This is a genomic window from Rhodococcus sp. ACPA1 (assembly GCF_002300195.1).
GTDB lineage: Bacteria > Actinomycetota > Actinomycetes > Mycobacteriales > Mycobacteriaceae > Rhodococcus_F > Rhodococcus_F opacus.
Genome location: NZ_NSDX01000003.1, coordinates 1,071,400 through 1,094,077, shown reverse-complemented (window position 1 = coordinate 1,094,077; position 22,678 = coordinate 1,071,400). Strand labels below are relative to the sequence as shown.

Annotated in this window: 19 protein-coding genes; 6 read left to right on the top strand and 13 right to left on the bottom strand. The window is 67.6% G+C overall.

Annotated elements, in window-relative coordinates; translation table 11 throughout:
* Positions 1–55: 55 nt before the first annotated feature.
* The 6 genes from CJ177_RS15550 to CJ177_RS15525 form a co-directional block, all read right to left on the bottom strand.
* A complete protein-coding gene (locus CJ177_RS15550) occupies positions 56–610 on the bottom strand; it encodes a MarR family winged helix-turn-helix transcriptional regulator (RefSeq protein WP_005261372.1) in 555 nt (184 codons plus the stop codon).
* Positions 611–672: 62 nt separating this feature from the next.
* Positions 673–2,016, bottom strand: a complete 1,344-nt coding sequence (locus tag CJ177_RS15545; protein WP_005251503.1) for an MFS transporter — start codon at positions 2,014–2,016, stop codon at positions 673–675.
* Between the two features lie 9 nt (positions 2,017–2,025).
* On the bottom strand, positions 2,026–3,456 hold the full coding sequence (locus CJ177_RS15540) for an FAD-dependent oxidoreductase (protein ID WP_095868063.1): 1,431 nt from the start codon (positions 3,454–3,456) through the stop codon (positions 2,026–2,028).
* Entirely contained in the window at positions 3,453–4,238 is a 786-nt protein-coding gene (locus tag CJ177_RS15535) for an SDR family NAD(P)-dependent oxidoreductase (protein ID WP_025433197.1), read from the bottom strand. The genes CJ177_RS15540 and CJ177_RS15535 overlap by 4 nt, the downstream gene beginning before the upstream one ends.
* Positions 4,231–5,067, bottom strand: a complete 837-nt coding sequence (locus tag CJ177_RS15530; RefSeq protein WP_095868239.1) for an SDR family NAD(P)-dependent oxidoreductase — start codon at positions 5,065–5,067, stop codon at positions 4,231–4,233. Before CJ177_RS15530 ends, CJ177_RS15535 begins: the two co-directional genes overlap by 8 nt.
* 50 nt (positions 5,068–5,117) lie before the next feature.
* Positions 5,118–5,552 carry a nuclear transport factor 2 family protein gene (locus CJ177_RS15525; RefSeq protein ID WP_095868238.1) on the bottom strand — a complete coding sequence of 145 codons (435 nt, stop codon included), beginning with the start codon at positions 5,550–5,552 and terminating at the stop codon, positions 5,118–5,120.
* Positions 5,553–5,759: 207 nt separating this feature from the next.
* Here CJ177_RS15525 and CJ177_RS15520 point away from each other — a divergent pair, with 207 nt between their 5' ends.
* Positions 5,760–6,422 (top strand): IclR family transcriptional regulator, encoded by a 663-nt coding sequence (locus tag CJ177_RS15520; RefSeq protein WP_095868237.1) that lies wholly within the window; start codon positions 5,760–5,762, stop codon positions 6,420–6,422.
* A gap of 50 nt (positions 6,423–6,472) precedes the next feature.
* Here CJ177_RS15520 and CJ177_RS15515 read toward each other — a convergent pair whose 3' ends face one another.
* Genes CJ177_RS15515 through CJ177_RS15495 form a run of 5 tightly spaced genes read right to left on the bottom strand, consistent with a single transcriptional unit; the run spans position 6,473 to position 10,054 of the window.
* Entirely contained in the window at positions 6,473–8,044 is a 1,572-nt protein-coding gene (locus CJ177_RS15515; protein WP_095868062.1) for a polyamine aminopropyltransferase, read from the bottom strand.
* A gap of 4 nt (positions 8,045–8,048) precedes the next feature.
* Positions 8,049–8,519, bottom strand: coding sequence for a DUF350 domain-containing protein (locus tag CJ177_RS15510; protein ID WP_005251488.1), 471 nt, complete (start codon positions 8,517–8,519; stop codon positions 8,049–8,051).
* Positions 8,520–8,547: 28 nt separating this feature from the next.
* A complete protein-coding gene (locus CJ177_RS15505; protein ID WP_005251486.1) occupies positions 8,548–8,970 on the bottom strand; it encodes a DUF4247 domain-containing protein in 423 nt (140 codons plus the stop codon).
* Complete coding sequence (locus CJ177_RS15500; protein WP_005251485.1) at positions 8,958–9,461, bottom strand: DUF2617 family protein; 504 nt, start codon at positions 9,459–9,461, stop codon at positions 8,958–8,960. Before CJ177_RS15500 ends, CJ177_RS15505 begins: the two co-directional genes overlap by 13 nt.
* Positions 9,458–10,054, bottom strand: coding sequence for a DUF4178 domain-containing protein (locus CJ177_RS15495; RefSeq protein ID WP_025433200.1), 597 nt, complete (start codon positions 10,052–10,054; stop codon positions 9,458–9,460). The genes CJ177_RS15500 and CJ177_RS15495 overlap by 4 nt, the downstream gene beginning before the upstream one ends.
* 223 nt (positions 10,055–10,277) lie before the next feature.
* Here CJ177_RS15495 and CJ177_RS15490 point away from each other — a divergent pair, with 223 nt between their 5' ends.
* From CJ177_RS15490 to CJ177_RS15480, 3 genes are all read left to right on the top strand, one after another.
* The gene (locus CJ177_RS15490; protein ID WP_005251483.1) at positions 10,278–10,925 is read left to right on the top strand and encodes an isochorismatase family protein; all 648 of its coding nucleotides are present in this window, start codon (positions 10,278–10,280) and stop codon (positions 10,923–10,925) included.
* A 171-nt stretch (positions 10,926–11,096) separates the two neighbouring features.
* A complete protein-coding gene (locus CJ177_RS15485) occupies positions 11,097–18,227 on the top strand; it encodes a non-ribosomal peptide synthetase (RefSeq protein WP_095868061.1) in 7,131 nt (2,376 codons plus the stop codon).
* Entirely contained in the window at positions 18,224–19,288 is a 1,065-nt protein-coding gene (locus CJ177_RS15480; RefSeq protein ID WP_095868060.1) for an iron-siderophore ABC transporter substrate-binding protein, read from the top strand. Before CJ177_RS15485 ends, CJ177_RS15480 begins: the two co-directional genes overlap by 4 nt.
* Positions 19,289–19,304: 16 nt before the next feature.
* On the opposite strand, the gene entS is transcribed toward CJ177_RS15480, so the two are convergent.
* Positions 19,305–20,570 carry an enterobactin transporter EntS gene (gene entS, locus CJ177_RS15475; protein WP_095868059.1) on the bottom strand — a complete coding sequence of 422 codons (1,266 nt, stop codon included), beginning with the start codon at positions 20,568–20,570 and terminating at the stop codon, positions 19,305–19,307.
* Positions 20,571–20,722: 152 nt separating this feature from the next.
* On the opposite strand from entS, the gene CJ177_RS15470 reads away from it, so the two are divergent.
* Positions 20,723–20,965 carry a phosphopantetheine-binding protein gene (locus CJ177_RS15470; RefSeq protein ID WP_005251479.1) on the top strand — a complete coding sequence of 81 codons (243 nt, stop codon included), beginning with the start codon at positions 20,723–20,725 and terminating at the stop codon, positions 20,963–20,965.
* A 75-nt stretch (positions 20,966–21,040) separates the two neighbouring features.
* Positions 21,041–22,384 (top strand): YhgE/Pip domain-containing protein, encoded by a 1,344-nt coding sequence (locus CJ177_RS15465; RefSeq protein ID WP_095868058.1) that lies wholly within the window; start codon positions 21,041–21,043, stop codon positions 22,382–22,384.
* Position 22,385: 1 nt separating this feature from the next.
* Here CJ177_RS15465 and CJ177_RS15460 read toward each other — a convergent pair whose 3' ends face one another.
* Positions 22,386–22,595: a hypothetical protein gene (locus tag CJ177_RS15460; RefSeq protein WP_005251476.1), complete on the bottom strand. Its 210-nt coding sequence runs from the start codon at positions 22,593–22,595 to the stop codon at positions 22,386–22,388.
* Between the last annotated feature and the right edge of the window lie 83 nt (positions 22,596–22,678).

The following is a 22,678-nucleotide window of genomic DNA, read 5'->3' as shown; positions in this document are numbered from 1 at the left end:
TAACTAAATTATGGGCGTGAAGGCAAGCACAGATTTTCCGGGAGGCACAGCAGGGTCAGTTACGCCCGCGGACGTCGAACTGGCTGCGATTGGTGATCAGCTTGTCCAGCAGCATGACGAGAATGCGCTGCTCCGGTTCGGTGAGAACACTCGCCCAGGCGTGTTCCCGCTCGTTCTGCTCACGGTAGATCTCACCGATCTCGCTCCGGCCCTTCTCGGTGAGCGACAACTGGACGGACCGGCCGTCCCGCTCGTCCGGGGTCCGCTCCATCAGACCGCCACCGACCAGCGTCTTCGTCAGATTCGAGACGGCGGCCCTGCTCATGCCGGTGAGCTTGGCCGCCGTCTTCGACTCGACGGGCCCGGCCAGCCACGTCACGAACATCAGCCGGAACGCCGACCAGGACAGGCCACGCGGACGGTGAATCGACGACTCCAGGTCGTACGTCACCACGTTCGACGCGCGGTTCAACGTCAGGAGGACCTGGGTGGCGAGTTCGTGCGTCGAGCCGTATTCCGTGCTCAGGCGCCTGTTCGCCAGTTCGATGAACGACCAGAAGTCGAGGCCGTCGGGCACCTCGACGGGCACCGGCGCTGCGTCATCGGTCATGGGGGAACCCTATCGCGAGCGGGTGGCGGGCCCGGTGCCCGCCACCTCCGCTTTTAGTATATCTATGAACTAGTTGAGGCTGTTGCTTCTTCCAGTTCGACCGGTTGCTTCTTCGGGATCTTCAGGAACGCGAGCATGACGGCACAGATCAGCAGGCACCCGATCGGGAAGTACAGGCCGATCGTGACGTTGTCGGCGGTGGCGTTCTTTCCGATGACGTAGGGACCGAAGAATCCGCCCATCGCGGCGATGGTGTTGATGGCCGCGAGACCGACGGCCGTCTCGGCGCGGGTGAGCACCTGCGCCGCCATCGCCCAGTACGGCGCCATATATCCGAGAACACCGACCGCCACCATCGACAGCGACGTCAACGCCGGCAACGGCGAGTGCCGGAAGAGAATGGTGCCGAACAACCCGACAGCGGCCAGGACCATCAGCCCGATGACGACGAGCTTCCGTTCCCCCGTCCGATCCGAGTAACGGCTGATCAGCAGCATGCCGACAGCACCGACCACGAACGGCACCGCGCCGAGGAATCCGATGTTGGTGGCCGAGTAGCTCGGATCCATCTGCTTGACGATCTGAGGCAGGAAGAACGTGAAGCCGTACAGCCCGCAGGCGGCGAACAGGTTCGCGACGGCGAGGTGCAGGATCTTCCGGTTCTTGATCGCGCCGAGCTGCTCCTTCACACTCTCGTGAGTTTCGGGCTCCTGGTACTCCGCGGTGATCTCGCCTTCGAGCCACTCGGATTCCTGCGTGGTCAGGAATTTCGCCTCACGCGGCCGGTTGGGCAGGTAGACGAGCACGATCAGGCCCAGCACGATCGTCGGCGCACCCTGCAGGATGAACACCCAGCGCCAGCCGCTCATGTCGAACCAGGAGATGTGGTCGAGGATCAGACCGCCGGTGAAGGAACCGATGATCATGGCGATCGGCTGCGCCATGGCCATCATGGCGATGGCCCGGGCACGCTCACCGGAGCGGAACCAGAACGTCAAATACAGCAGCAGTCCCGGGAAGAGACCCGCCTCGGCGATACCGAGGGCGATGCGGGCCCCGTAGAGCTGAGTGACACTGTTGACGAAGCCCATGATCACGGTGACGATGCCCCACGTGATCGCGATGCGGGCCAGCCAAATGCGGGCGCCGAACTTCTTCAGCGCCATGTTGGACGGGATCTCGAACACGACGTAGGCCAGGAAGAAGATCGACGCCACCGCGCCGAACGTTCCGACCGTGATGCCGAGTTCGTGCTGCATCCCCAACTGCGCGTAGCTGATGTTGGTGCGGTCCATGTAGTTGAAGATGTACAGCAACATGACGAACGGCAGGATGCGGTACGACACCTTCTTCAACGTTCTCGCACCGATTTCGCTGTCGGGGACAGCGGAGCGGGAAACTCCCATGACATTCTCCTATGAGGGGTGGGGACCTTGTGCGGCCTTCGCCGCGTTTCGGCCCGCGATGCGGCCCATGGTCAAAGCGTTGGCTACCGCGTTGCCGCCACCGACATACCTGAGTCCCAGGATGCCTGCTCCGGCTTCGCCCGCTGCGAAGAGGCCCGGAATCGGGCGTCCTCGCACATCGACGACGGCGGCGTTTCCGTCGATCTCCAGGCCCGCGTGGGTGCACACGAGTTCGGCGGGAAGGATCTGCGCGGCGTAGAAAGGGGCCTCGCTGATCGGGTCGGGGTTCGCGTCCGAACCCTTGTTCCGGAGCGTCCGGTGCCGCAGGAAGTCGGAGTCGACGCCGGCGGGCAGCTGGTCGTTCCACCGGGTGACGGTGGCGTCGAGGGCGTCGACGGGCACCCGGATCTGCTCCGCGAGCTCCGCCAGGCTGCCGGCGCTGAACGTGCGTCCGCCCGCCACCTCGTCGGCGATCCGTTCGGGTGTCCAGTCGGCGTAGCCGGGCGCGAGGTTCACGCGGGCCTTCTCGTCGAAGATCATCCAGGCGTATCCACCCTGGGCTTCGATGATGCCGGTGGACACGGCGTAGGACGCGTCCTCGTCCATGAACCGCCGGCCGTCCTGGTTGACGTAGAGCCGCGACTTGGGCGGAAAGCCTGATTGCCAGTGGTGGAACCTCTGGAAGTAGACGGTCGGGAGCATGAGCCCCCAGCCGTCGCCCGTGACGGCGGCGTCGACGGCCCGCCCGACACGCAGGTGGTCTCCTCGACTGCCGGGTGCGGCGACCACGAACAGCGAGTCGCCGGCGTTGTTCGCGGCCGGGTAGTAGCGATCGACGAGGTCGGGGTCCTGCGCGAACCCGCCGGACGCGACAACCACGGCAGCGGCCCGGACCTCGATGTCGTCGGCGACGACTCCGACGACTCGGCCGTCCTCCTCGATCAGCTTCTGCACGCGGGTGTTCAGGATCGCCTCGACGCCGTGCACGCGTCGCGCCTTGTCGAGCACCTGCACGAGGCCGTAACCCTGGTCTTTCGGTACGTGGCCCCGCCAGACGTCCTCGACTCCCGCCTGGCACAGGCCGGGCTGGTGCGCGTTGGCGGAGACTACTGCCGGAATCTCGACGCCGAGTTCGATCAGCCATTCGAGGGTGGGTGCGGCGTTCTCGCAGAACGTGCGGATCAGGCCGGGCGCCAGCATCCACTGGTTGAGGTCCATGTAGTGCTGGAAGAACTTTTCGGCGGAGTCCTCGACACCCAGACCGCGTTGCACGCTGGTGCCGGCCGCGGTGAACAGTCCTGCCGACAGTTGGGTCGAGCCGCCGAGTTCTGTCTCCGACTCGAACAACAGCACCGTGGCGCCCTGTTCGGCGGCGGACACCGCTGCGGCGAGTCCGGCTCCGCCACCACCGACGACGATGACGTCGAAGTCGTCGCTCATGAAAGGTTCGCTCCCGTCTCGGCAATGATGCGGTGGTACAGGCCGTTCGACACCAGGCCGCCGTCGACGGTGACCTCGCTTCCGCTCATGTAGGTGGAGCGATCGGACAGCAGGAACAGGACGGCGTCCGTGATCTCGTCCGGCGTGCCCATGCGACCGAAGGGGATGCTGTCGACCGCGGCCCGGACGAAGTCGTCCGCGCCACCGAGCAACGCCGTGCCCACGAGGCCCGGATGCACGGAGTTGACGCGGATGCCCCACTGGGCAAAATGCCCGGCCGCCGACTTCGACAGCCCGGTCAGTCCCCACTTGCTCGACGAGTACGCGGGCGAGAAGTAGCCGATCTGCCCGGAGATCGACGAGATGTTGACGATGGAGCCACCGCCGCTGTCGCGCAGGAGCGGGGCGACGGCCTTCATGCCGTAGAAGGGCCCGAACAGGTTGATCCTCATGGTCAGTTCCCAGACGTCGTCCGGGGTGTCCATGAACTCCAGCCGGCGCGAGATCCCCGCGTTGTTGACCAGTCCACCCAATTCACCTCGGGTGTTCCGGATCTCGTCGACGACCCGGGTCCACGCGGCGGCGTCGGTGACGTCGAGTTCGTGAGCGGACGCCGATCCCCCTGCCGCCGTGATCTCCTCGACGACGGCCGAACAGTCCGCCACGTCGGCAATACATACGTGTGTTCCCCTGGTCGCGAGGGCACGGGCGTGATTCGCGCCCATGCCGCCGGCGGCTCCGGTGATCAGGACGACGCCGGGGTAGTTCACCGACTCAGACATGACGCGAACCGCCGTCGACGGCGATACTGTGTCCCGTCACGTAACGGGCGCTGTCCGACAACAGGAACAGCAGCGGGCCGAAGACCTCTTCCGGCGAGCCGAGACGGTGCAGCGGGACCACGTCGAGGGCGTGCTTCAGTGCGGCCGGGTCGTCCTGCACCCACTGCGTCATCGCCGTGTCGATGTAGCCGGGTGCGATGGAGTTCACGCGAATGCCCTTGTCTCCGAATTCGACTGCGAGCGATTCGGTGAGATGCGCGACCGCCGCCTTCGACGTGCAGTACGCGCCGCGGCCCTTCCGGACCCGGAGCGCCGACACGGACGACATGTTGACGATCGCACCGCCGTGCTGCATGTGGCGCGCCGCCGCCTGAGCGCCGAAGAGGACACCCTCGACGTTGACGGACAGCGTGGCACCGATCTGTTCCGGTGAGATCTCCTCCGCCAGGGCGAAGGGGAAGATTCCCGCGTTGTTGATCCAGTAGTCGATGCGGCCGAACTCCTTCAGCGCCACCTGTGCGAGAGCCTCGTGCTCCTCCGCTTTGGTGACGTCGATCCGCGCGCCGACGACGGTCCCGGGCTGATCTGCCAGGGACTCCGACGCGAGAGCGGTCGTGATCTCCTCGGCGGTGAGCTTCATCTGGTCTTCGTTGATGTCGGCGCCGACCACGTGGACGCCGCGGGTGGCGAGGCCGGATGCGAACGCCGCACCCATGCCCTGGGCCGCGCCGGTGACCACCGCGACCTTGCCCACCATCTCCGGATAACGCGCGGTCATCTGCGCGGTCACGGTACGGCCGGGGTTGGTCTGATCTGCACTTGCGGTCATGGTGTTCTCTTCCTCTGTCATCTCGAAATGTGTTCTCGGCCCAACGGGCACTACGCGGTGTCGTCGCGCCGTATGTCGCGGCGGGCGATCCGCCACCGGTGGCCGACCCGCACCACGCGATCGGTGAGGGTGGTCATCCGCACGAGTCGCGAGTCGCCACCCATCGAGGTGGCGACGATCTGCAGATATGCCCGCACGGTGGCGGCGCCGTCGCCGGTCTCGTCGATCACGAGGTTGGTGATCACGTGGCGGTGGACCTCGTTCGCGGCCCGCGCCCGGGTGTGGAACCGTTCGGCGAATGCGATCAACGCGTCGGCGCCCGACACGGGCTCCGGGTAACTGGGAGAATGGAATTCGCCGTCATCCGTGAACGTCTGCGCCCACCCGGAGGCGTCGCCACCGTCGATGAGGTGACTCTGCCGCCCGTACAGCTGATGCAGCCGAGCGACGGTCACCGCATCGACGGCCCCGGTACTACTGCTCATGGAGTGCTCCCCGGACCCGTTCCGCGTCAGTCGCGGCACTTGCCCTACTCGAATCATATGTGCGATAATCGCACGCACTGTGCGATATGATGAAAGAGTAGGTGTCGCACCTCACAGACGTCAAGGAGGGCGGGCAAGACAGTGAGCACGACCGACGAACGGCCGCGGGAACTTTCACGCAAAAGCGCAGTTCAGCTCGATTCGGGAATGTCGAAAACCCTCCACCACGGGCTCGAAATTCTCGAGTTGCTGACGGCCCATCCGCACGGACTGTCCGTCACGGAGATAGCCGACGGGATCGACGTCCACCGGACCGTCGCGCATCGGTTGATCCGCACCCTCGAGGCGCATCGGCTGTGCCGAAAGGACGGATTCAAACGCGTCACACTCGGTGCGGGATTGGTGACCCTCGCCGAACCCGTCGAGCAGGACCTGCGCACACTGGCACGACCCGTACTCGAAGAGCTGGCCGACGCCGTCCAGGCCACCGTGCATCTCGTCGTCCGCGAGAACGCGACGGAAGTCCGGGCCCTGATGGTGGTGGAACCGCGCAGCGCGAAGGTGCACGTCGCGTTCCGTCCCGGCCAGGTCGACCCCGTCGACCGTGGCTCGGCGGGACTGGCGATCCTCGCCGCGCTTCCCGCGGTCGAGGGCGAACGCGAAGAGGTGACCGTGGCCCGCGCTCGCGGCTACGCCGTCACCGACGGCGAGGTGATCCCGTCCGTGCTCGGTGTCTCCGCGGCCATTCCCGGGCGGCGCGGCGATGCACTCGCGAGCGTGGGCGTGTCGATCTTCGAGATGCCCGACGAGGAGGCGCTGGGTTCAGCGGTCGTCGACGCCGCCCGCACGCTCGGCAACCTGCTGCGCTGACCTGTGAGTACTTATCAACGCCCGGCGGTTGATAAGTACTCACGGGCGCGTCAGCGCTCGTAGCCCTTCCGCATGTCGTCGACGATGCGCGGGCGGTCGAGGGTGGAGGGCTCGAGGTCGCGGCGGGGCCGGTCGCGCGGGAAGATCGCGGACGCGGCGAGGGTCGGCTCGTCGAGGAAGCGCAGTTCGGGGACGTCGCGGGGCAGGCGCAGGGCCGGCGGTTCGGGTCCGCGCCGGGCGAGGACGTAACCCCAGTCCCCGAAACTCGGCACCAGCACGTGGTACGGCGTCACGGCCAGACCCGCGGACGCGACCGTCGACGTGGTGCGCCAGTACGCGTCCGGCGTCGAATAGGGGCTTCCCGACTGCACCACCATCAGACCGCCGGGATTCAGGGCGGCGGCAGCGAGACCGTAGAACTCGGTGGAATACAGGCGCCCGAGCGCCGGGGTGTCCGGGTCGGGGAGGTCCACGATCACGGCGTCGAAACCCGAATCGGGTGCGTCGCGTAGCCACCGGAACGCGTCGTCGATGACGACGTGCACGCGCGGGTCCTGCAGTGCTCCCTGATTCAGCCCGGACAGCCGGGTGTTCGCGAGTTCGATGACCGCCGGGTCGAGTTCCACCTGCACGATCTCCTCGACCCCGCGCAGTCGCAGGACCTCCCGGGCGGCGAGGCCGTCGCCCCCGCCGAGGATCAGTACCCGTTTCGGGTCGTCCGCCATCGCGGGGTACACCAGCGATTCGGTGTACCGATGTTCGTCGATGCTGGAGAACTGGAGGTCGCCGTCGAGGAAGAGGCGCACGTCTCCCCCGCGCTCGGTGACCACGATCTCCTGGTACTGCGACCTTTCCGCGGCGACCACCGGATCGGTGTAGAGACGTTGCCGCGACGTGGTTTCGATGCCGTCGGCTCGCACCAGCAGCACCGCGATGCACGCGGCGGCGACGAGCAGCGCCACGACGGCGAGCAACCGGGTGCGCAGGCTCAGCTGCCACCGCAACAGGATCAGCGCCACCACCGCGGCGGCAACGAGATTGATGATGCCGGTGATGGCGGCGCCGCGGATCATCCCGGCGATCGGCAACAGCACGAACGGCCAGAGCAGGCCACCGACCAGGGCGCCTGCGTAGTCGGCGGCGTTGAGGTTTGCCAGCACCTTTCCGGTGCTCTCGGCGTCGGTGTCGCTGCGTCCCGACTGCAGCAGCGTCATCAGCAGCGGCACCTCGGCGCCCACCAGCACTCCGATCAGTGCGGTGGCGAGCACCAGAACGATTGCGCTGGAACCGAAGAACGTGAACGTCACGTACAGGGTCACCGCACTGAATCCGCCGACGAGGCCGAGGACGATCTCGACGACCACGAACGACGCGGCCGCGGTGGAGAGCAGGGGCTTGGCGGCGAGGGCACCCACCCCGAGTGCGGCCACGAAACCCGCGACGATCAGCGACGTCTGGGTGATTCCGCCGCCGGTCAAACTGACCGACAGCGTCAGCAGGGCCAGTTCGTAGATCAGCCCGCACGCTGCGCACGCGGCCACCGCGGCGAGCAGGAACGCCCTGGCCCGCCCACCGAGAGCGCGAGTGGTGGAGGAATTCGGCTCTGCCGCTGTGGTCGTCACGAGATCAGGTGAGCGCGGCGGCGTTCACGAGGCCGATGGCGAAGAGGCTCGCACCGACGGCCCATGCGGCACCGCACATCTGCGGGTTCCCGACCAGACCGACGAGTTGTCCCGGCAGCAGCAGATTCATCAGGCGCAGCGCGATGACCTGCAACAGCACACCGAAGAGACCGTAGACCGCGGAGTCGGCGAGTCCCTGCGCGAATCCGTCGGAGCTGGTGAGGATCGCCGTGACCACGACGACGGCGAGGGCGAGATGGTTCGACGCCAGCAGGATTGCCGCGTTGGGGTTCTTGTCGACGTACACCTGGTGCCGCAGATTGCCGGGGGTCGCCAGGTCGAGGACCGCGAAGCCGACTCCGAGGACGGCGATGCCGATGACGAAATACGCCAGGGTGCCGAGCATGCCGACGGCGAGCAGTCCGACGTCGACGCTGCCGATTTCCGTTGCTGCCGCCGTGTAGGTGGTGTTCACGCGCTTCTCCCCAGTCGAGTGTTCTCTGTCATTTCGCGCTCCCGGATCCGCCGCTGCCGCTGGCGCCGCCCGCCGGCGAACCGGGGTTGAAACCGGGTCCCAGATAGGCGAACCCGCCGCTCCGGTAGCGTCCGTCGATGTCTTCGACGCGGACGAGACTGCCGCCACCCGGCCCGGCGCTGACCGTGACGATGTCGTCGTCGTAACGCAGGTATTCGCTGCCGCCGTCGGCCTTCCGCGCCGCCGGTTCCTCCTCGGCGACGATGTTCGAGACGGTCGTCCCCACCGGGTCGTTCGACGTGTACGTCTTCGCGTCGCCCGCGGTGTTCTGCAGAGCGTAGGTGTCGGCGATGTAATCGCGGACGCTGCCACCGCACGCGGTCGCGGCCAATACCAGGAGCAGCATCGAGGCGAGTCGCACGCGCGCACTGAACCGGCTCACGGCTGCCACCTGCTTCGAGTCTTCACGATCACCCCGCCCTTGTCTCCTGGGTACAGATGCCAGGTCCGCCAGGCCCATCCGCCCGAATCTTTCGCCGCTGTGAGCGCGGTCAGTGCGGTGTGGTCGCCGGGGAACGCCCCGCAGATCCACCCGTCCACCTCGGTGGCCTGGCGACGCAGCCAGTCGGCGGTCTGCTCGAGGTGGGTGCGGTCGACGGTGTCGGTGGTCGAGTCGAACCGATACCCGCTCGCGCTGTCGGATACCGGCAGCGGCCTGCCGCCGGCCCGGACCGCGTCGCACGACACCTGTTCGGTGATCCGGCTGCCCGACGCGGACGCCGTCACCGCGTGCGACGCCCCGAGAACTGCAAGCGTCACTCGGTCGTCACCGTGGGTGATGGTGAGTTCGGCCAGCGGAAGCGGTGTTTCGGCGTTCACGACGAGACCGAGTGCCTCGGCCGTCACATCGCGCGACTCGATGTCGAGGACGTGCAGTGTCACTGCGGCGGACCGGAATGGATCACGGTGAGTTCACTGCGCGTGACGGCGCGGCCCGTGGAGACCTCCCACGACTGCGTCCGCGCCCAGCGCTCGAAGGACAGCAGGCCGGTCTTGTCGGCAGTCTCGTAGTCGGCGTAGTCGACGATGCCCTGGGGTGCGGTTCCGGTGGTGCCTTCCGCGGTGAACGAGGCGGTGCCGCGCTCGATCTGCCGGTGCACCCTGTCGTCGAGAATCACGTCACCGTCCGGTTCGAGCCCCGTGCCCTCGCGGCGCATCCACAGCGTCATGTCGAGGTTGCCCTCGTCGTTCTCGACGGTCAGCCATCGCTGACCGGTCGATCCGTCGAGGAGGTGTTCGTGCCAGATGTACCCCTCTTCGTCGAGGGTGATGGTGCCGCGCACGACGTGATCGATTCCGGCATACGTGATGATGTCGCCGACTCCGATCTTGTACGGGTCGTAGACCTCCGGGTAGTCGGCGAGCGGATCGACCCGGGCAGCAGGAGTGGTCTTCTTCCCGGCCCGATTCCGCAGGATCAGCACGATGCCCACGATCACGACGACGATCAGCAGCAGTAACAGCAGCGTGGTCAACAATCTCTCCTGGTCAGCGGCTCCGGCGCGGGAGACCGACGCCCGGCCCCCACCGCTCAGTCACCTTACTGTGCGCCGCGCACCCACACACCTAGCGATTGCAGAGCCTGGTAGCAAAGGCTAGCCTAACCGAACGCGCGAGCGGTGGAGCGGAGCGCTGTCGTTCACCGAGATTTGCGCGGCATACGCCCAGACGTCGACAAGACCGACAGTGAGGAACCATATGGCCATCCCGCCCATTTCGACCTACACGATCCCGGCGATCCACGAGGTCCCCGAATCGAAGGTGTCCTGGCGCCTCGACCCCCGGCGTTCCGCACTGCTGGTCCACGACATGCAGAACTACTTCATCGACGCGTACGACATGCGGTCGGAGCCGATGTCGACTGCGATGGCGAACATGGTCCGGATTCGCGAACTGTGCTCGGAAGCAGGGATTCCCGTGATCTACACGATGCAGCCGGGCGACCAGCACCCGTCGCGTCGCGGCATCCTCGCCGACTTCTGGGGCCCGGGACTGACGTCGGGTCGCGATACCGAGGTGGTCGAGCCGCTCGCCCCCCGCGAGGGCGACATCCAGGTGACCAAATGGCGGTACTCGGCCTTCCAGCGCACCGACCTCCGGCAGTTGCTCGGCCACCACGGCCGCGACCAGCTGATCGTGACGGGCGTCTACGCGCACATGGGCTGCATGCTGAGTGCCGCCGAGGCGTTCATGTCGGACGTGCAGCCGTTCCTGGTCTCCGACGCGACCGCGGATTTCAGCCGTGACGAGCACCTGATGGCGCTCACCTATGCCGCGAAGCGTTGCGGTTCGGTGACCACCACGGATGCGCTGGTCTCCGCGTTCTCCCCGCTCGAAGTCGGCTGAGTCGACACGAAGCCCACACTCCGGCGCAGCGCTTCGTTCCGAAGCCTGCGCCGGTGTGCTCGGCAGTCGGATGACCACAATCAATGTGGTTAGGCTAACCTGACACGCTGAGTTGCTGAAAGCCCGGAATCCCCACGCCCGACAGCCGAAAGCATCAGGAGTGCCTGTTAGATGTCCCTTTCGATATCGTCGCCGTCCACCCCGCAGACCGGGGAGGACACGGCCGACGTCTGCTTGACCGCCGCCCAGCGCGAGCTGTGGGCCGGGCACCATCTCGACCCGACCCGATCGGCGTTCACCACGGCCGAATACGTGGAGGTCGCCGCCCCCGTCGACATCGACGCTCTCGCCGCGGCGGTACGCACGGTGATCGAGGAGGCCGAGGTGCTCTCGGTCCGCTTCGAGGCCGAACCCGGTGCCGATTCGGCCGACGTCGTCCAGGTGCACGACCGTCGCCACGCCCCCGAACTCGAACGTCTCCAACGCGACCGGGCCGCTGCCCTCGAGTGGATGCGCGAGGACGTGCGCCGACCGCTCGACCTCGACTCCGCTCCCCTCGTGCGCACGGCACTGATCACGACCGAATCCGGTGTGCTCTGGTACCTCCGCGCCCCGCACGCATTGCTCGACGCCTACGGATATTCGTTGCTCACCCGCCGCGTCGCGGCGCTGTACGCGGCCGGGCTCGCGGGCACCGAACCCCGGCCGGCCAAATTCCCTTCGTTGCAGGTGCACGTCCGGGCGGCACAGGAATTCGATGCCGCGACCCCCGACATCGACGCGCCCCACGACGCTTCCCGTCCGGCCGGATTCAGCGACACCGTGCGCAGGCCCGTCCCCGACCCGCATCGCTGCACGCTCACGATCGAGCCCGCGGTGGCGAAGACCCTGCGTGACGCGGCCTCCGCGCAGGCGACGACGTGGGCCGAGGCGGTCTATGCGGCCGCGGCCGCCTACCTCGGCGCCCACACGGGAGCGGAAGAAGTCCGGCTCCGCGTGCCGGTTCTGGCCCGGCAGGGCATCGAGCTGGCGTCGCCCGTGACGGCCACGAACATTGTGCCGCTCCGCATTCCGCTCGACGCGCAACCGACGTTCGCCGACGTGATCGGCAGAGCGGCCGCCGCACTGTCCGAGACCCGACCGATCCAGCGCGTCCGGGACGCCGGGAGCCGCGTCACCGGCGGAGCGGTGGTGAACGTCAAACCGTTCGCCGCCAGAATCGCGTTCGGTCCCACGTTCGGGGCGGTGCATCAGCTCGCCACCGGTCCGGTGGAAGACGTGGTGATCTCCGTCTCGGGCGCCGGGGACGAGCTCACGCTCGAATGGGCCGGGAATCCCGAGGTCTACACGGACGCCGAGATCCGGGACCACGCGCACCGATTCGCGCACTACCTGCGAACCATCTCCGTGGCAGCAGAACCTGTCTCCGTCGTCGACGTCTGCGCTCCCGACGAACTGGTCCTGTGGCGGTCGGCGGCCGGCCTCGACCGGACCATCGGCACCGCAGCGGCCCTTCCGGACAGCATCGTCTCCGCCTTCCTCACCCAGGTGCGCACCCACCCGGACCGCGTCGCGGTGAACGATCTGACGTACCGGGACCTCTCGAATCGCAGCGCCGCCCTGGCCCGGCAGCTGAGGTCGGCCGGCGCCGGCCGCGGCACGGTCGTAGCTGTCAGCCTCCCCCGCGGCACCGACCTGATCGTCGCCATCCTCGCGATTCTCCGCAGCGGCGCGAGCTACCTGCCGATCGATCCGGCCTCCCCGGCCGACCGCGCCCGGTTCATCCTGCGGGATGCGCAGCCGTCGCTGGGAATCGGATCCGCCGATCTGCTCGGCGACCTTCCCCGAGTCGAGGAGGGCGCGGTGCGGTCCGACCTCGGCGAAATTGTCCACACCGCGGACGTCGGCGAACTCGAGGACGCGGCGCGCGCGGACGACATCGCGTACGTCATCTACACCTCCGGATCCACCGGGGTGCCCAAGGGCGTTCCGATTCCGCACCGCAACGTGATGCGGCTGTTCGACGTGTCCCGTGACTGGTTCACGTTCACCGAGGACGACTGCTGGCCCCTGCTGCACTCGTACGCGTTCGACTTCTCCGTCTGGGAGATCTGGGGCGCGCTGCTGCACGGCGGCCGCCTCGTCACGGTCGACGAGGCCACCCTGACGTCACCGACCGACCTCGCCGCCCTTCTCGTCGACGAGGGTGTCACGGTGCTGAACCAGACGCCGTCCGCGTTCGGGCATCTCGTCGACGCTCTCGTCCGCGCGGACTCGTTCGACCGGCTACGACTGCGGTACGTCGTGTTCGGTGGTGAGGCTCTCGATCCCGCCGTCCTGCGCGCCTGGTTCGCCGAGACCGGCCCGGATGCGGGAACCGAGCTGGTCAACATGTACGGAATCACCGAGACCACCGTGCACGTCACCGCCACGAAGGTCACCGCCGCCGACGTCGTCGACATCGGGGTTCCACTCGGCGACCTGCGCACGTACGTTCTCGGCGCGGGACTGCGTCCGGCGCCGCCCGGCGTGACCGGCGAGATCTACGTGTCCGGTCCCGGACTGTCCCCGGGCTACCTCGGGCGCCCGGACCTGACGTCGGGACGGTTCGTCGCCGACCCGTTCGCCCCCGGCGGGACGCGCATGTACCGGACCGGCGACCTCGCACGGTACGACGCGACCGGCACGCTCCACTACCACGGCCGGATCGACGACCAGATCCAATTGCGCGGTTACCGTGTCGAACTCGGCGAGATCGGCGCCGCGATGACTGCGGTGCCCGACGTGCAGGCGGCGGTGGCCACGGTGCACGAGCGGGCCGGCGGCGACCAGCGGATCGTCGGGTACGTCGTTCCCCGGCCGGGCAGCGAGCACGACGCCGTCGAGGAGGAAGTACGGGCGCACCTGGTCCGCTCCCTCCCCGGGTACATGACGCCGTCCGCGCTGGTGATGCTCGACCGATTGCCGTTGACCCACAACGGCAAGGTCGACAAGGACGCGCTGCCCGCACCCCGTTGGCTCGGACAGGCCGGCGACACACCGCGGACCGACACCGAAGCCCGGATCCTCCCACTGTTCACCTCGGTGCTCGGCGCCGAGGAGGTCGGCGTCCACGACGACTTCTTCGCACTCGGTGGAAACTCCCTCCTCGCCGCCGCTCTCGTGTCCGCGATCACCGCGGAACTGGTTGTGCCGCTGCGGGTTGCGACGGTCTTCGAGAATCCCACCGTGGCTGCCGTCGCCGCGCAGCTCGAGGATGCCGGCGAGCCGGTGTCGGCGAGCAGGCCGTCCCCGAGGGACCTCCCCGAGGGCACGCCGGTGCCGTTGTCGCCCGCGCAGGAACGCCTGTGGTTCCTCGACAGCGCGGCCGGCGGCGGAACCTACCTGCTGGCGCTTGCCGTCGATTTCGGGGAAGGCCTCGAACCCGACGCCCTGTCCGCATCGCTCGCGGACGTCGTGACCCGGCACCAGTCGTTGCGGACGGTGTTCCCCCTCGTCGACTCGGTGCCCCACCAGGTCGTCCTTCCCGCCGGAGACGCGAAGGTCCGGCTCGAACGAGTCGACAACGTCGGCAACATCGAGGGACACATCGCGGCGATGACGACGGTGGGCCTCGGGCTCACCGACCAGCCGCCGCTGCGCGTGGTGCTGTACGAACGGCAGCACACACTGGTCCTGTTGATGCACCACATCATCGGCGACGAGTGGTCGCAGTCGAAACTCCTCGACGATCTCGCCTTCGCGTACAGCGCCCGCCGCGCCGGACGGGCACCGGAGTTCACGCCGCTGCCGTTGCAGTACCCGGACGTCGCCGTGTGGCAACGCGAACGCATCGGCGCCGGCGACGACGCGACCCCGTTGCTGACCGGCCAGCTCGACTACTGGCGTGAGCAACTCGCCGGTCTGCCGCTCGAACTGGGCTGGCGCACCGACCGCCCCCGACCGGCCCTGCCCACCAACCGCGGCGCGAGCGTCCACCGCACGCTGTCGCCGTCGCTGCACGCGGCCGTCGAGTCGCTCGCTGCCGAGCGGCGCGCGAGTTTCTTCATGATCGTCCACGCCGCCGTGGCCGTGCTGCTCGAAAGGCTGGGCGCCGGCGAGGACATCGCCCTCGGCGTTCCCGTCGCCGGTCGCAGTCATCCCGACCTCGACGCCATGGTGGGCTGCTTCATCAACACCGTGGTCCTGCGGACCGACGTGTCGGGCGACCCGACGTTCGACGAACTGCTGGACCGGGTCAGGACCGTCGACCTCGACGCCGTCGACCACGCCGACGTGCCGTTCAACCGGATCGTGGAACTCGTCAATCCCCCACGGTCGTCGGCCCGCCACCCCCTGTTCCAGGTGATGCTGTCGCACTGGAAGCAGGACGGTGCGGCAGAGCGATTCGACGCGACCACCGCCTCGGTGCGGATGCTCGACGCGACGTCCGCGAAGTTCGATCTGGCGCTGCGCTTCCAGGAACGTCCGGACAGCGGCGGGGTCGACGTGACGTTCGAGTACTCCACCGAACTCTTCGATGCCGCGACCGTCGAATCCTTCGCGGACCGCCTCGCCGTGGTGATCGAGCGGCTCGTCGAGAACCACGAGCAGCGGATCGCCCGGCTCGACATCCTGACCCCGCAGGAGCGGGAACGGGTGCTCGGCGAATGGTCCCACGCGGAGCACTCCATCCCGGCCCGCACGTTCGACGAGTACTTCTCCGCACCGGTGGCGCAGACACCCGACGCCGAGGCCCTCGCCGTCGGCGCGAACGTGCGGCCCGCGGTCTCCCTCACCTACCGGCAGCTCGACGAACGGGCGAACCGGATTGCCCACCTGCTGATCTCGCGTGGCGCCGGCCCCGGTGACGTGGTCGCGCTCGCACTCGACCGCTCCGCCGAACTGATCGTCAGCGTTCTCGCCGTGCTGAAGAGCGGTGCCGCGTACCTCCCCGTCGACCCCACCTACCCGGCCGACCGGATCGCGCACATGCTCGCCGACGGCGCACCGGTCGCGATCCTCACGTCCTCCGTCGGTGTGCCCGACCGCACCCCGCTGGGCACCGACGTGCCCATTCTCGACCTGGACGATCCGGACCTGCAGGCCCTGATCGACACCCAGCCGGTCACCGCCCCCACGGACGCCGAGCGGAGCAGACCGCTGCAACTCGACGACGCCGCGTATCTCATCTACACGTCCGGATCGACGGGGGTGCCGAAGGGCGTCGTCGTCCCCCACCTGGGCATCGCGGATCTGCTGTCGCTGCAGTCGGACGTGATCGGCATGGACCACACCACTCGTGCGCTCCACTTCTCGTCCATCAGCTTCGACCTCGCGTTCTGGCAGATCATGTGGGGTGTGCTCTCGGGCGGAACCCTGGTGGTCGCGACGGACGCCGACCGCATCCCCGGTGAGCCACTCGCCCGCGTCATCAACGAACACGACGTGAACTTCGTCGGCATACCACCGTCTTTCGCCGCCGCGTTCCCGCCGGAGCACCCCATCCCGGACGGCGTCGACCTGATGCTCGGCGCCGAGAAGCTCACACCCCAGCTGATCGAGCGGTACGCACCCGGACGCCGGCTGTTCAACGCATACGGACCCACCGAGTGCACGGTCAACGCCACCCTGGCCCTCGTCGAACCCGGACACGAAGGTCCGGTCCCCATCGGCGTCGTCGATCCGGGCAAGCACGCGTACGTCCTGGACCACGCGCTGCGGCCGGTGCCTCCGGGCGTGTCCGGCGAGCTGTACCTCGCGGGCGACAGCGTCACCCGGGGATACCGCAACCAGAGCCCCAAGACGGCGGAACGTTTCATCGCCGACCCGTTCGCCGAGCCGGGCAGTCGCATGTACCGGACGTCGGATGTGGTCTGGTGGGGCCGGGACGGTCAGATCTACTTCACCGGCCGCGCCGACTCGCAGGTCAAGGTGCGCGGATTCCGCATCGAACTCAACGAGATCGAGGCCGTGCTGTCCGGTGACCCGGACGTCGAGCACATCGTCGTCGTGGTCCGCGAGGACCGCCCGGGCGATCAGCGGCTGGTCGCGTACGCCACGTCGGTGCCGGGCGGCCGGATCGACCCCGACCAGTTGCACCGCCGCGCCGCCAGCAGGCTGCCGGACTACATGATCCCGGCCGCGTTCATCGCCGTCGACGAGTTCCCCACCCTCCCCAACGGCAAGCTCGACCAGTCGTCACTTCCCGTTCCGCACCTGTCACTGCAGGTGTCCGAGCGCGGTCCGCGCACGGCGCGCGAAGAGGTGCTGTGCCAGTTGTTCGCCGAGGCTCTCGGTATCGAGCGGGTCGGCATCGACGACAGCTTCTTCGACCTCGGCGGCCACTCGCTGATGGCGGCCGGATTGATGAGCGCGATCTCGAAGCGGCTGTCCGTCACCGCGACGGTGGCCTCGCTGTTCGCGGCGCCGACGGTGGCCCAGCTGGCCGGCCGTCTCGACGACGATCACGACGCCGACGCGCTGGCCGTCCTGCTGCCCTTCCGCACCGAGGGGTCCGAGCCGCCGGTGTTCTGCTTCCACCCCGCCGGTGGAATCAGCTGGGGCTACTCGGGCCTGCTGCGGCACATCAACGACGACTACCCGCTGTACGGCGTGCAGGCCTCCAACCTGTCGACGTCCAAGCGGCCGCCGGAAACGCTCGAGGACATGGCCACCGAGTACATCGAGCACATGCGGACCGTGCAGCCGAAAGGCCCGTACCACCTCCTCGGATGGTCGCTGGGCGGCGTCGTCGCGCACGCCATCGCCGGTGCACTGCAGAACCAGGGGGAGGAACTCGGCATGCTCGTCATGCTCGACTCCTTCCCGTCGGACGCGTGGGCATCCATGCCGACCGAGCAGGACGCGCTCGCCGCGCTGCTCTACATGGTCGGCTACGATCCCGAACCGCTCCTCGCCGCCAACACCGAGCCGCACCGCGGCGGCGGTCTCGACCGGCAGCAGGTGATCGACATCCTGCGCGGCGAGGGCAGTGCGCTCGCCGGGATCAACGAGCACACACCGGCTGCGATGATCGACAACTTCGCGAATGCCGTGCGCCTCGAATCCGAACCCTCACAGATCGTCGTGGACTCCGACATGCTCTTCTTCACTGCGGCCAGGAATCCTGCGACCGCGGCGACGTACGACTTGTGGCGGCCCTACCTGACCGGCACCATCGTCAACCACGACCTCGACTGCGAGCACAAGGACATGACTCAGCCCCGTTGGATCGGCGAAGTCGGCTCCGTCGTGAACGAGGCCCTCGCCTCGTTCGGCTCGCGCATGAACCCCATCAACAAAGAACAGGGAGATCGATGAAAACGTCCGGAAGATACTGGCGTAGAGCCGGAATCGTGATGATGGCGGCAACCGCGCTGTTCGCGGGTGCCTGCAGCGAGTCGAATTCCGACTCGACCGACGCGGCGGGATCCGCCACCGGACAGGCCGACGCGTCGGCCTTCCCCGTGTCGATTCCGTCGGCGCTCGGTACCGCGGAGATCACGGAGGCACCGGAACGTGTCGTCACGATCGGCTGGGGCAGCGAGGACGCGGCACTGTCGCTCGGCGTCGTTCCTGTCGCCGTGCAGAACATGAAGTCGGACACGGGAACCGACGACGGCCTGCTGCCGTGGTCGCGGGCGAAGCTCGAAGAGCTCGACCCGAACGCGGAACCCACATTGCTGACGGCGTCGAGCAAGGAGATGCCGTACGAGCAGATCGCGGCACTCGACCCCGACGTGATCCTGGCCGTCCACTCGGGCGTGAACCAGGAGCAGTACGACAAGCTCTCGGCCATCGCCCCCACCGTGGCGTACCCGGAGCGTCGCTGGGCCACCAGCTGGGAAGACCAGATCACCACCGTCGGCAAGGCCCTCGGCCGGTCGGCACAGGCCGAGGCACTGGTGACCCAGACGCAGGACACCCTGGCGCAGGCGAAGTCGCAGCACCCCGAGTTCACCGGGAAGACGGTGGCATTCGGTAGCGGCACCGAGCCGGGATCGTACAACTTCTACTTCGACACCGATCCTCGCCTGAAGATGCTGGCAAGCCTCGGTTTCACGGTCGACCCTCTCGCCCAGCAGTTGCGCGAGAGCAGTGACCAGACCAAGTTCGCGGCTCCCGTCAGCCTGGAACTGCTGCCGACGTACAACCCGGACGTGCTGCTCGCCTGGTACCTGTCGCCGGAGCTGCAGAACGAGGTCCAGTCGAATCCGCTGTTCGCCGGGATGAAGGCCGTGCGCTACAACGCTTACGTGGGTCTGACCGACCCGCCGCTGGTGTTCGCGTCGAGCTCACCGAACGTGCTCAGCATGCCGTGGCTGCTGGACAAGCTGCTCCCGCAGCTGTCGCAGGCCGCGAACAACGCTCAGGCCAGCTAGTTCCCACCTGACAGCGTCACTGTGCCGCTGCCGAGAGGTCGTCCTCGTCGGCAGCGGCACTGCTGTAGGTGCGCAACCCCTTCAAGGTCAGTGCGAGAACCGCCAGCACCACGATGCCGCCCGCCCCGTAGAGGAGGAACGCCTCACGCGGACCCACCGCGGCGCCGACTGCTCCCGCGACGAGCGCACCGGCAGCCGAGCCCGTGGAGATCTGGGCGCCCCACACACCGGCGACGCGTCCGCGGTACTCCTCGGGGGTCTCGGTCTGGATGACCGCGTACCGGAGGATGTCACCGAGGACGCGGCCGAATCCGTGCGCGGCGAGCCCGAGGAACGTGACCGCGATCATCGGGACGGCGCCGACGCCGACCAGCCCGGCCGACGCGATCATGGCCGCGAGGAACACGATCAGGCCACCGCGACGGGCAGTTCCCGTCCAGCCACTCGTGAGTGATCCGGTGAGGGCGCCGACGGCGGGGGCGCTGTAGAGCAGTCCGGTGGCCGCCGGTCCGGCGTGGAGGACCTGGCTGGCGTAGGCCGGCAGCAGCACGTTCCAGCCGGTCAGCATCATGGCACAGAACCCGACCAGAAGCGTCCCACCGACCACGGAGTCCTTGGCGGCATAGGTGAAGCCGCTGGCGATCGACCGCAGCGGACTCTCGGTGTTCTTGACCGGCGGCGGCAGCGACGGCAGCCTGGCGATGCAGTACGCGGTGATTCCCGAGGACACCGCGGCCAGAACGTAGTTGGTGCCCACCGATGTCGCCGCGATGATCACACCGCCGATGGCAGGTGACGCGACCGTGCCGAGGTCGGCCATCACGGTCATCAAAGCACCGGCGGCCGCCATCTTGTCCTTGGGGAGCAGCGACGGAATCACCGCCATCAGCGCGGTCGCGGAGATACCGCCGGCGAGGCCCTCGATCACGCCACACAGGTAGATGATCCACAACTGAGGTGTGGGGAGGAACGCGTTGACCGCGAGGATCGCGAACGCCAGACCTGCTGCGGCACGGGCGAGCGAGATGACCGGTCTGCGGTCGTACCGGTCGGCGATCACGCCGCCGAACAGGGTGCCGATGAACACCGAGGAGCCCACGACGATGCTCGCCGCGCCCACTGCCAGTGTGGAATTCGTCATGTCGTAGACCTGCAGCGGCACCGCCACCAGGAGCAGACCCAGACCGAAGATGGAGATCGTGCGGGCAATGAAGATGTATCGGAACTCGCGACTCGTCCGTAGAGGCGTCAAGTCGATTGCGTATCGCGATAATCCAGCCATTGTCATCCATTCACATTCGGTTGCAACAGCTCTCCGTTTCGCCGTTCGCGCGGAGAGCAACTATGCTTAGGCTTCACTAACCCAGCAACCTACCCCATGTCGTCGAATCGGCTCAACGGGCCGTGGTTCGACCGACGCACCGGAGGATCATAGTGAGTTCCGCTCCCAGCACAGTTCCGACCCGCGACCGAATCCGCGCCGACGTAGCCGACGTGCTCGACGTCCCGGTCGCCGAGATCGACGATTCCGCGAACCTCCTCGACGAGGGAATGGATTCCGTGCGCGTGATGGCGCTGGTCGAACGATGGCGGGCGGACGGCGTCCAGGTGGATCTCGTGGACCTGGTCGGTGAGCCGACACTCGACGCCTGGTTCGAGGTGACGGCAGCACGCTGAGCGGCCTCACCGCCTACTCTTGATCCGGCTGGTCGATCCCAGGGTCGGCACGGACACGGGAGGATGCGAGGGGACATGGCTCACGAAACCAGCGGTGCAGGCAGGATGAGCGTGCTCCGGACACCACGGTTCTGGATAGCTCCCCTGCTCCTCGTCTCCGTCGTCATGTCCCTGCTGGCCGCGCTGTACATGGGTGGAATGCTCAATCCCCCCAAGCACCTCAACCACTTCCCCATCGCGCTCGTCAATCAGGACGAGGGCGACACCACGCCCAATTCCAACCCGCCCCAGCAGCAGAATTTCGGCGACCAGATCGCCGCCGGGCTCGTCGAGGGTGTCGATCCGAACAAGGTCGAACTCCGGCAGATCGGGATCGCCCAGGCCCAGTCCGCCCTGGACAACGGGGAGATCTACGGCGCCGTCGTCATTCCGAGCGACTTCACCAAGCGCACGTTCATCCTCGCCCAGGCGAGCGTGATTCCCGGAGACGTCGAGCGTCCCGTGATCACCATCTACACGAACCCCCGCGCCGGCACGATCAGCGCGAACCTCGTCCAGAACATCGGGGAGATGGCGTTGGACAAGGCCAATCAGACGATGGGCGAGCAGCTCACCACCCAGGTGACGCAGCAACTCCAGGCGACAGCCCCCGACCTCCAACTGTCGGGGGCCAGCCGGCTCGTGCTCGACGACCCCATCGACGTGCGGGTCGTGGCCCACAACCCGCTGCCTGACGGCACCGGTTTCGGCTTGGCGGCGTTCTACTACGCGCTCCTGATCGTCCTGGCCGGTTTCACCGGTGCGACCATCGCGAGCACCCTCATCGACGGCATGCTCGGATTCACTCCGACCGAGGTCGGGCCCCTGTACCTCCACAACGAGGCGGTCCCGATCTCACGTTTCAACACCCTGCTCATCAAGTGGGCGGTGATGGTGCTGCTGGCGATGATCGTGTCGGGTCTGTACCTGTGGATCAGCTCCGCCCTCGGCCTGCCGATCACCGATCCGCTCGCCCTGTGGGAATACGGCGCCTTCGCGATCGCCGCGGTCGGGATCACGGCGATGTCCGTGATGGCCGCGTTCGGCAACCTGGGCCTTCTCATCAACCTGCTGGTCTTCGTCGTCCTGGCGCTGCCCTCATCGGGCGGCACGATCCCGCTCGAGGCGGCACCGCGCCTGTACACCTGGCTGGGTGAGTTCGAACCGATGCACCAGATCTACATCGGGGTGCGCGCCATCATGTTCTTCGGCGCAGCGGGCGACGCAGGGCTCATCCACGCGGTGTGGATGACCCTCGCCGGCCTTCTCATCGGCCTCGTCTTCGGTGCCGTCATCACCCGGTTCTACGACCGCAAGGGCTTGCATCGCCGCCACAAGGCGCAGACCGAACCCGAACCGGTGGACGCAGCCGGGGCGTGAGTCACGCGGGCGCGGACGACCAGGCCGTGCCGAACTGTTCGTACCAGGGATGCGGGGCGGGCACCGCCGCCAGGATCCGTTCGACGAACCGATCGGGGTCGCCGAGTTCGGCGAGTCCGACTCCGCGGCGCTCGTAGTCGGCGAATTTGTCGTGCAGCCCGGCGATCACCTTGTCGGTCACCGTCTGCTCGAACTCTTCGATGGTTGCCATCGGATGCCCCTCCTTCCGGCGAGAAGCGTCTGCGTTCAGTGTAGTGCCGACCTGCGGATCTACCCGCGTCCGGCGGCGTTTTA

Bases quoted from the DNA above. Each gene is read 5' to 3' on its own strand.
- CJ177_RS15490 (WP_005251483.1), top strand. From the start codon at position 10,278: ATGGCCATCCCGCCCATTTCGACCTACACGATCCCGGCGATCCACGAG.
- CJ177_RS15465 (WP_095868058.1), top strand. From the start codon at position 21,041: ATGGCTCACGAAACCAGCGGTGCAGGCAGGATGAGCGTGCTCCGGACA.
- CJ177_RS15520 (WP_095868237.1), top strand. From the start codon at position 5,760: ATGTCGAAAACCCTCCACCACGGGCTCGAAATTCTCGAGTTGCTGACG.
- CJ177_RS15525 (WP_095868238.1), bottom strand. From the start codon at position 5,552: ATGAGCAGTAGTACCGGGGCCGTCGATGCGGTGACCGTCGCTCGGCTG.
- CJ177_RS15530 (WP_095868239.1), bottom strand. From the start codon at position 5,067: ATGACCGCAAGTGCAGATCAGACCAACCCCGGCCGTACCGTGACCGCG.
- CJ177_RS15540 (WP_095868063.1), bottom strand. From the start codon at position 3,456: ATGAGCGACGACTTCGACGTCATCGTCGTCGGTGGTGGCGGAGCCGGA.
- entS (WP_095868059.1), bottom strand. From the start codon at position 20,570: ATGGCTGGATTATCGCGATACGCAATCGACTTGACGCCTCTACGGACG.
- CJ177_RS15485 (WP_095868061.1), top strand. From the start codon at position 11,097: ATGTCCCTTTCGATATCGTCGCCGTCCACCCCGCAGACCGGGGAGGAC.
- CJ177_RS15535 (WP_025433197.1), bottom strand. From the start codon at position 4,238: ATGTCTGAGTCGGTGAACTACCCCGGCGTCGTCCTGATCACCGGAGCC.
- CJ177_RS15550 (WP_005261372.1), bottom strand. From the start codon at position 610: ATGACCGATGACGCAGCGCCGGTGCCCGTCGAGGTGCCCGACGGCCTC.
- CJ177_RS15480 (WP_095868060.1), top strand. From the start codon at position 18,224: ATGAAAACGTCCGGAAGATACTGGCGTAGAGCCGGAATCGTGATGATG.
- CJ177_RS15545 (WP_005251503.1), bottom strand. From the start codon at position 2,016: ATGGGAGTTTCCCGCTCCGCTGTCCCCGACAGCGAAATCGGTGCGAGA.
- CJ177_RS15460 (WP_005251476.1), bottom strand. From the start codon at position 22,595: ATGGCAACCATCGAAGAGTTCGAGCAGACGGTGACCGACAAGGTGATC.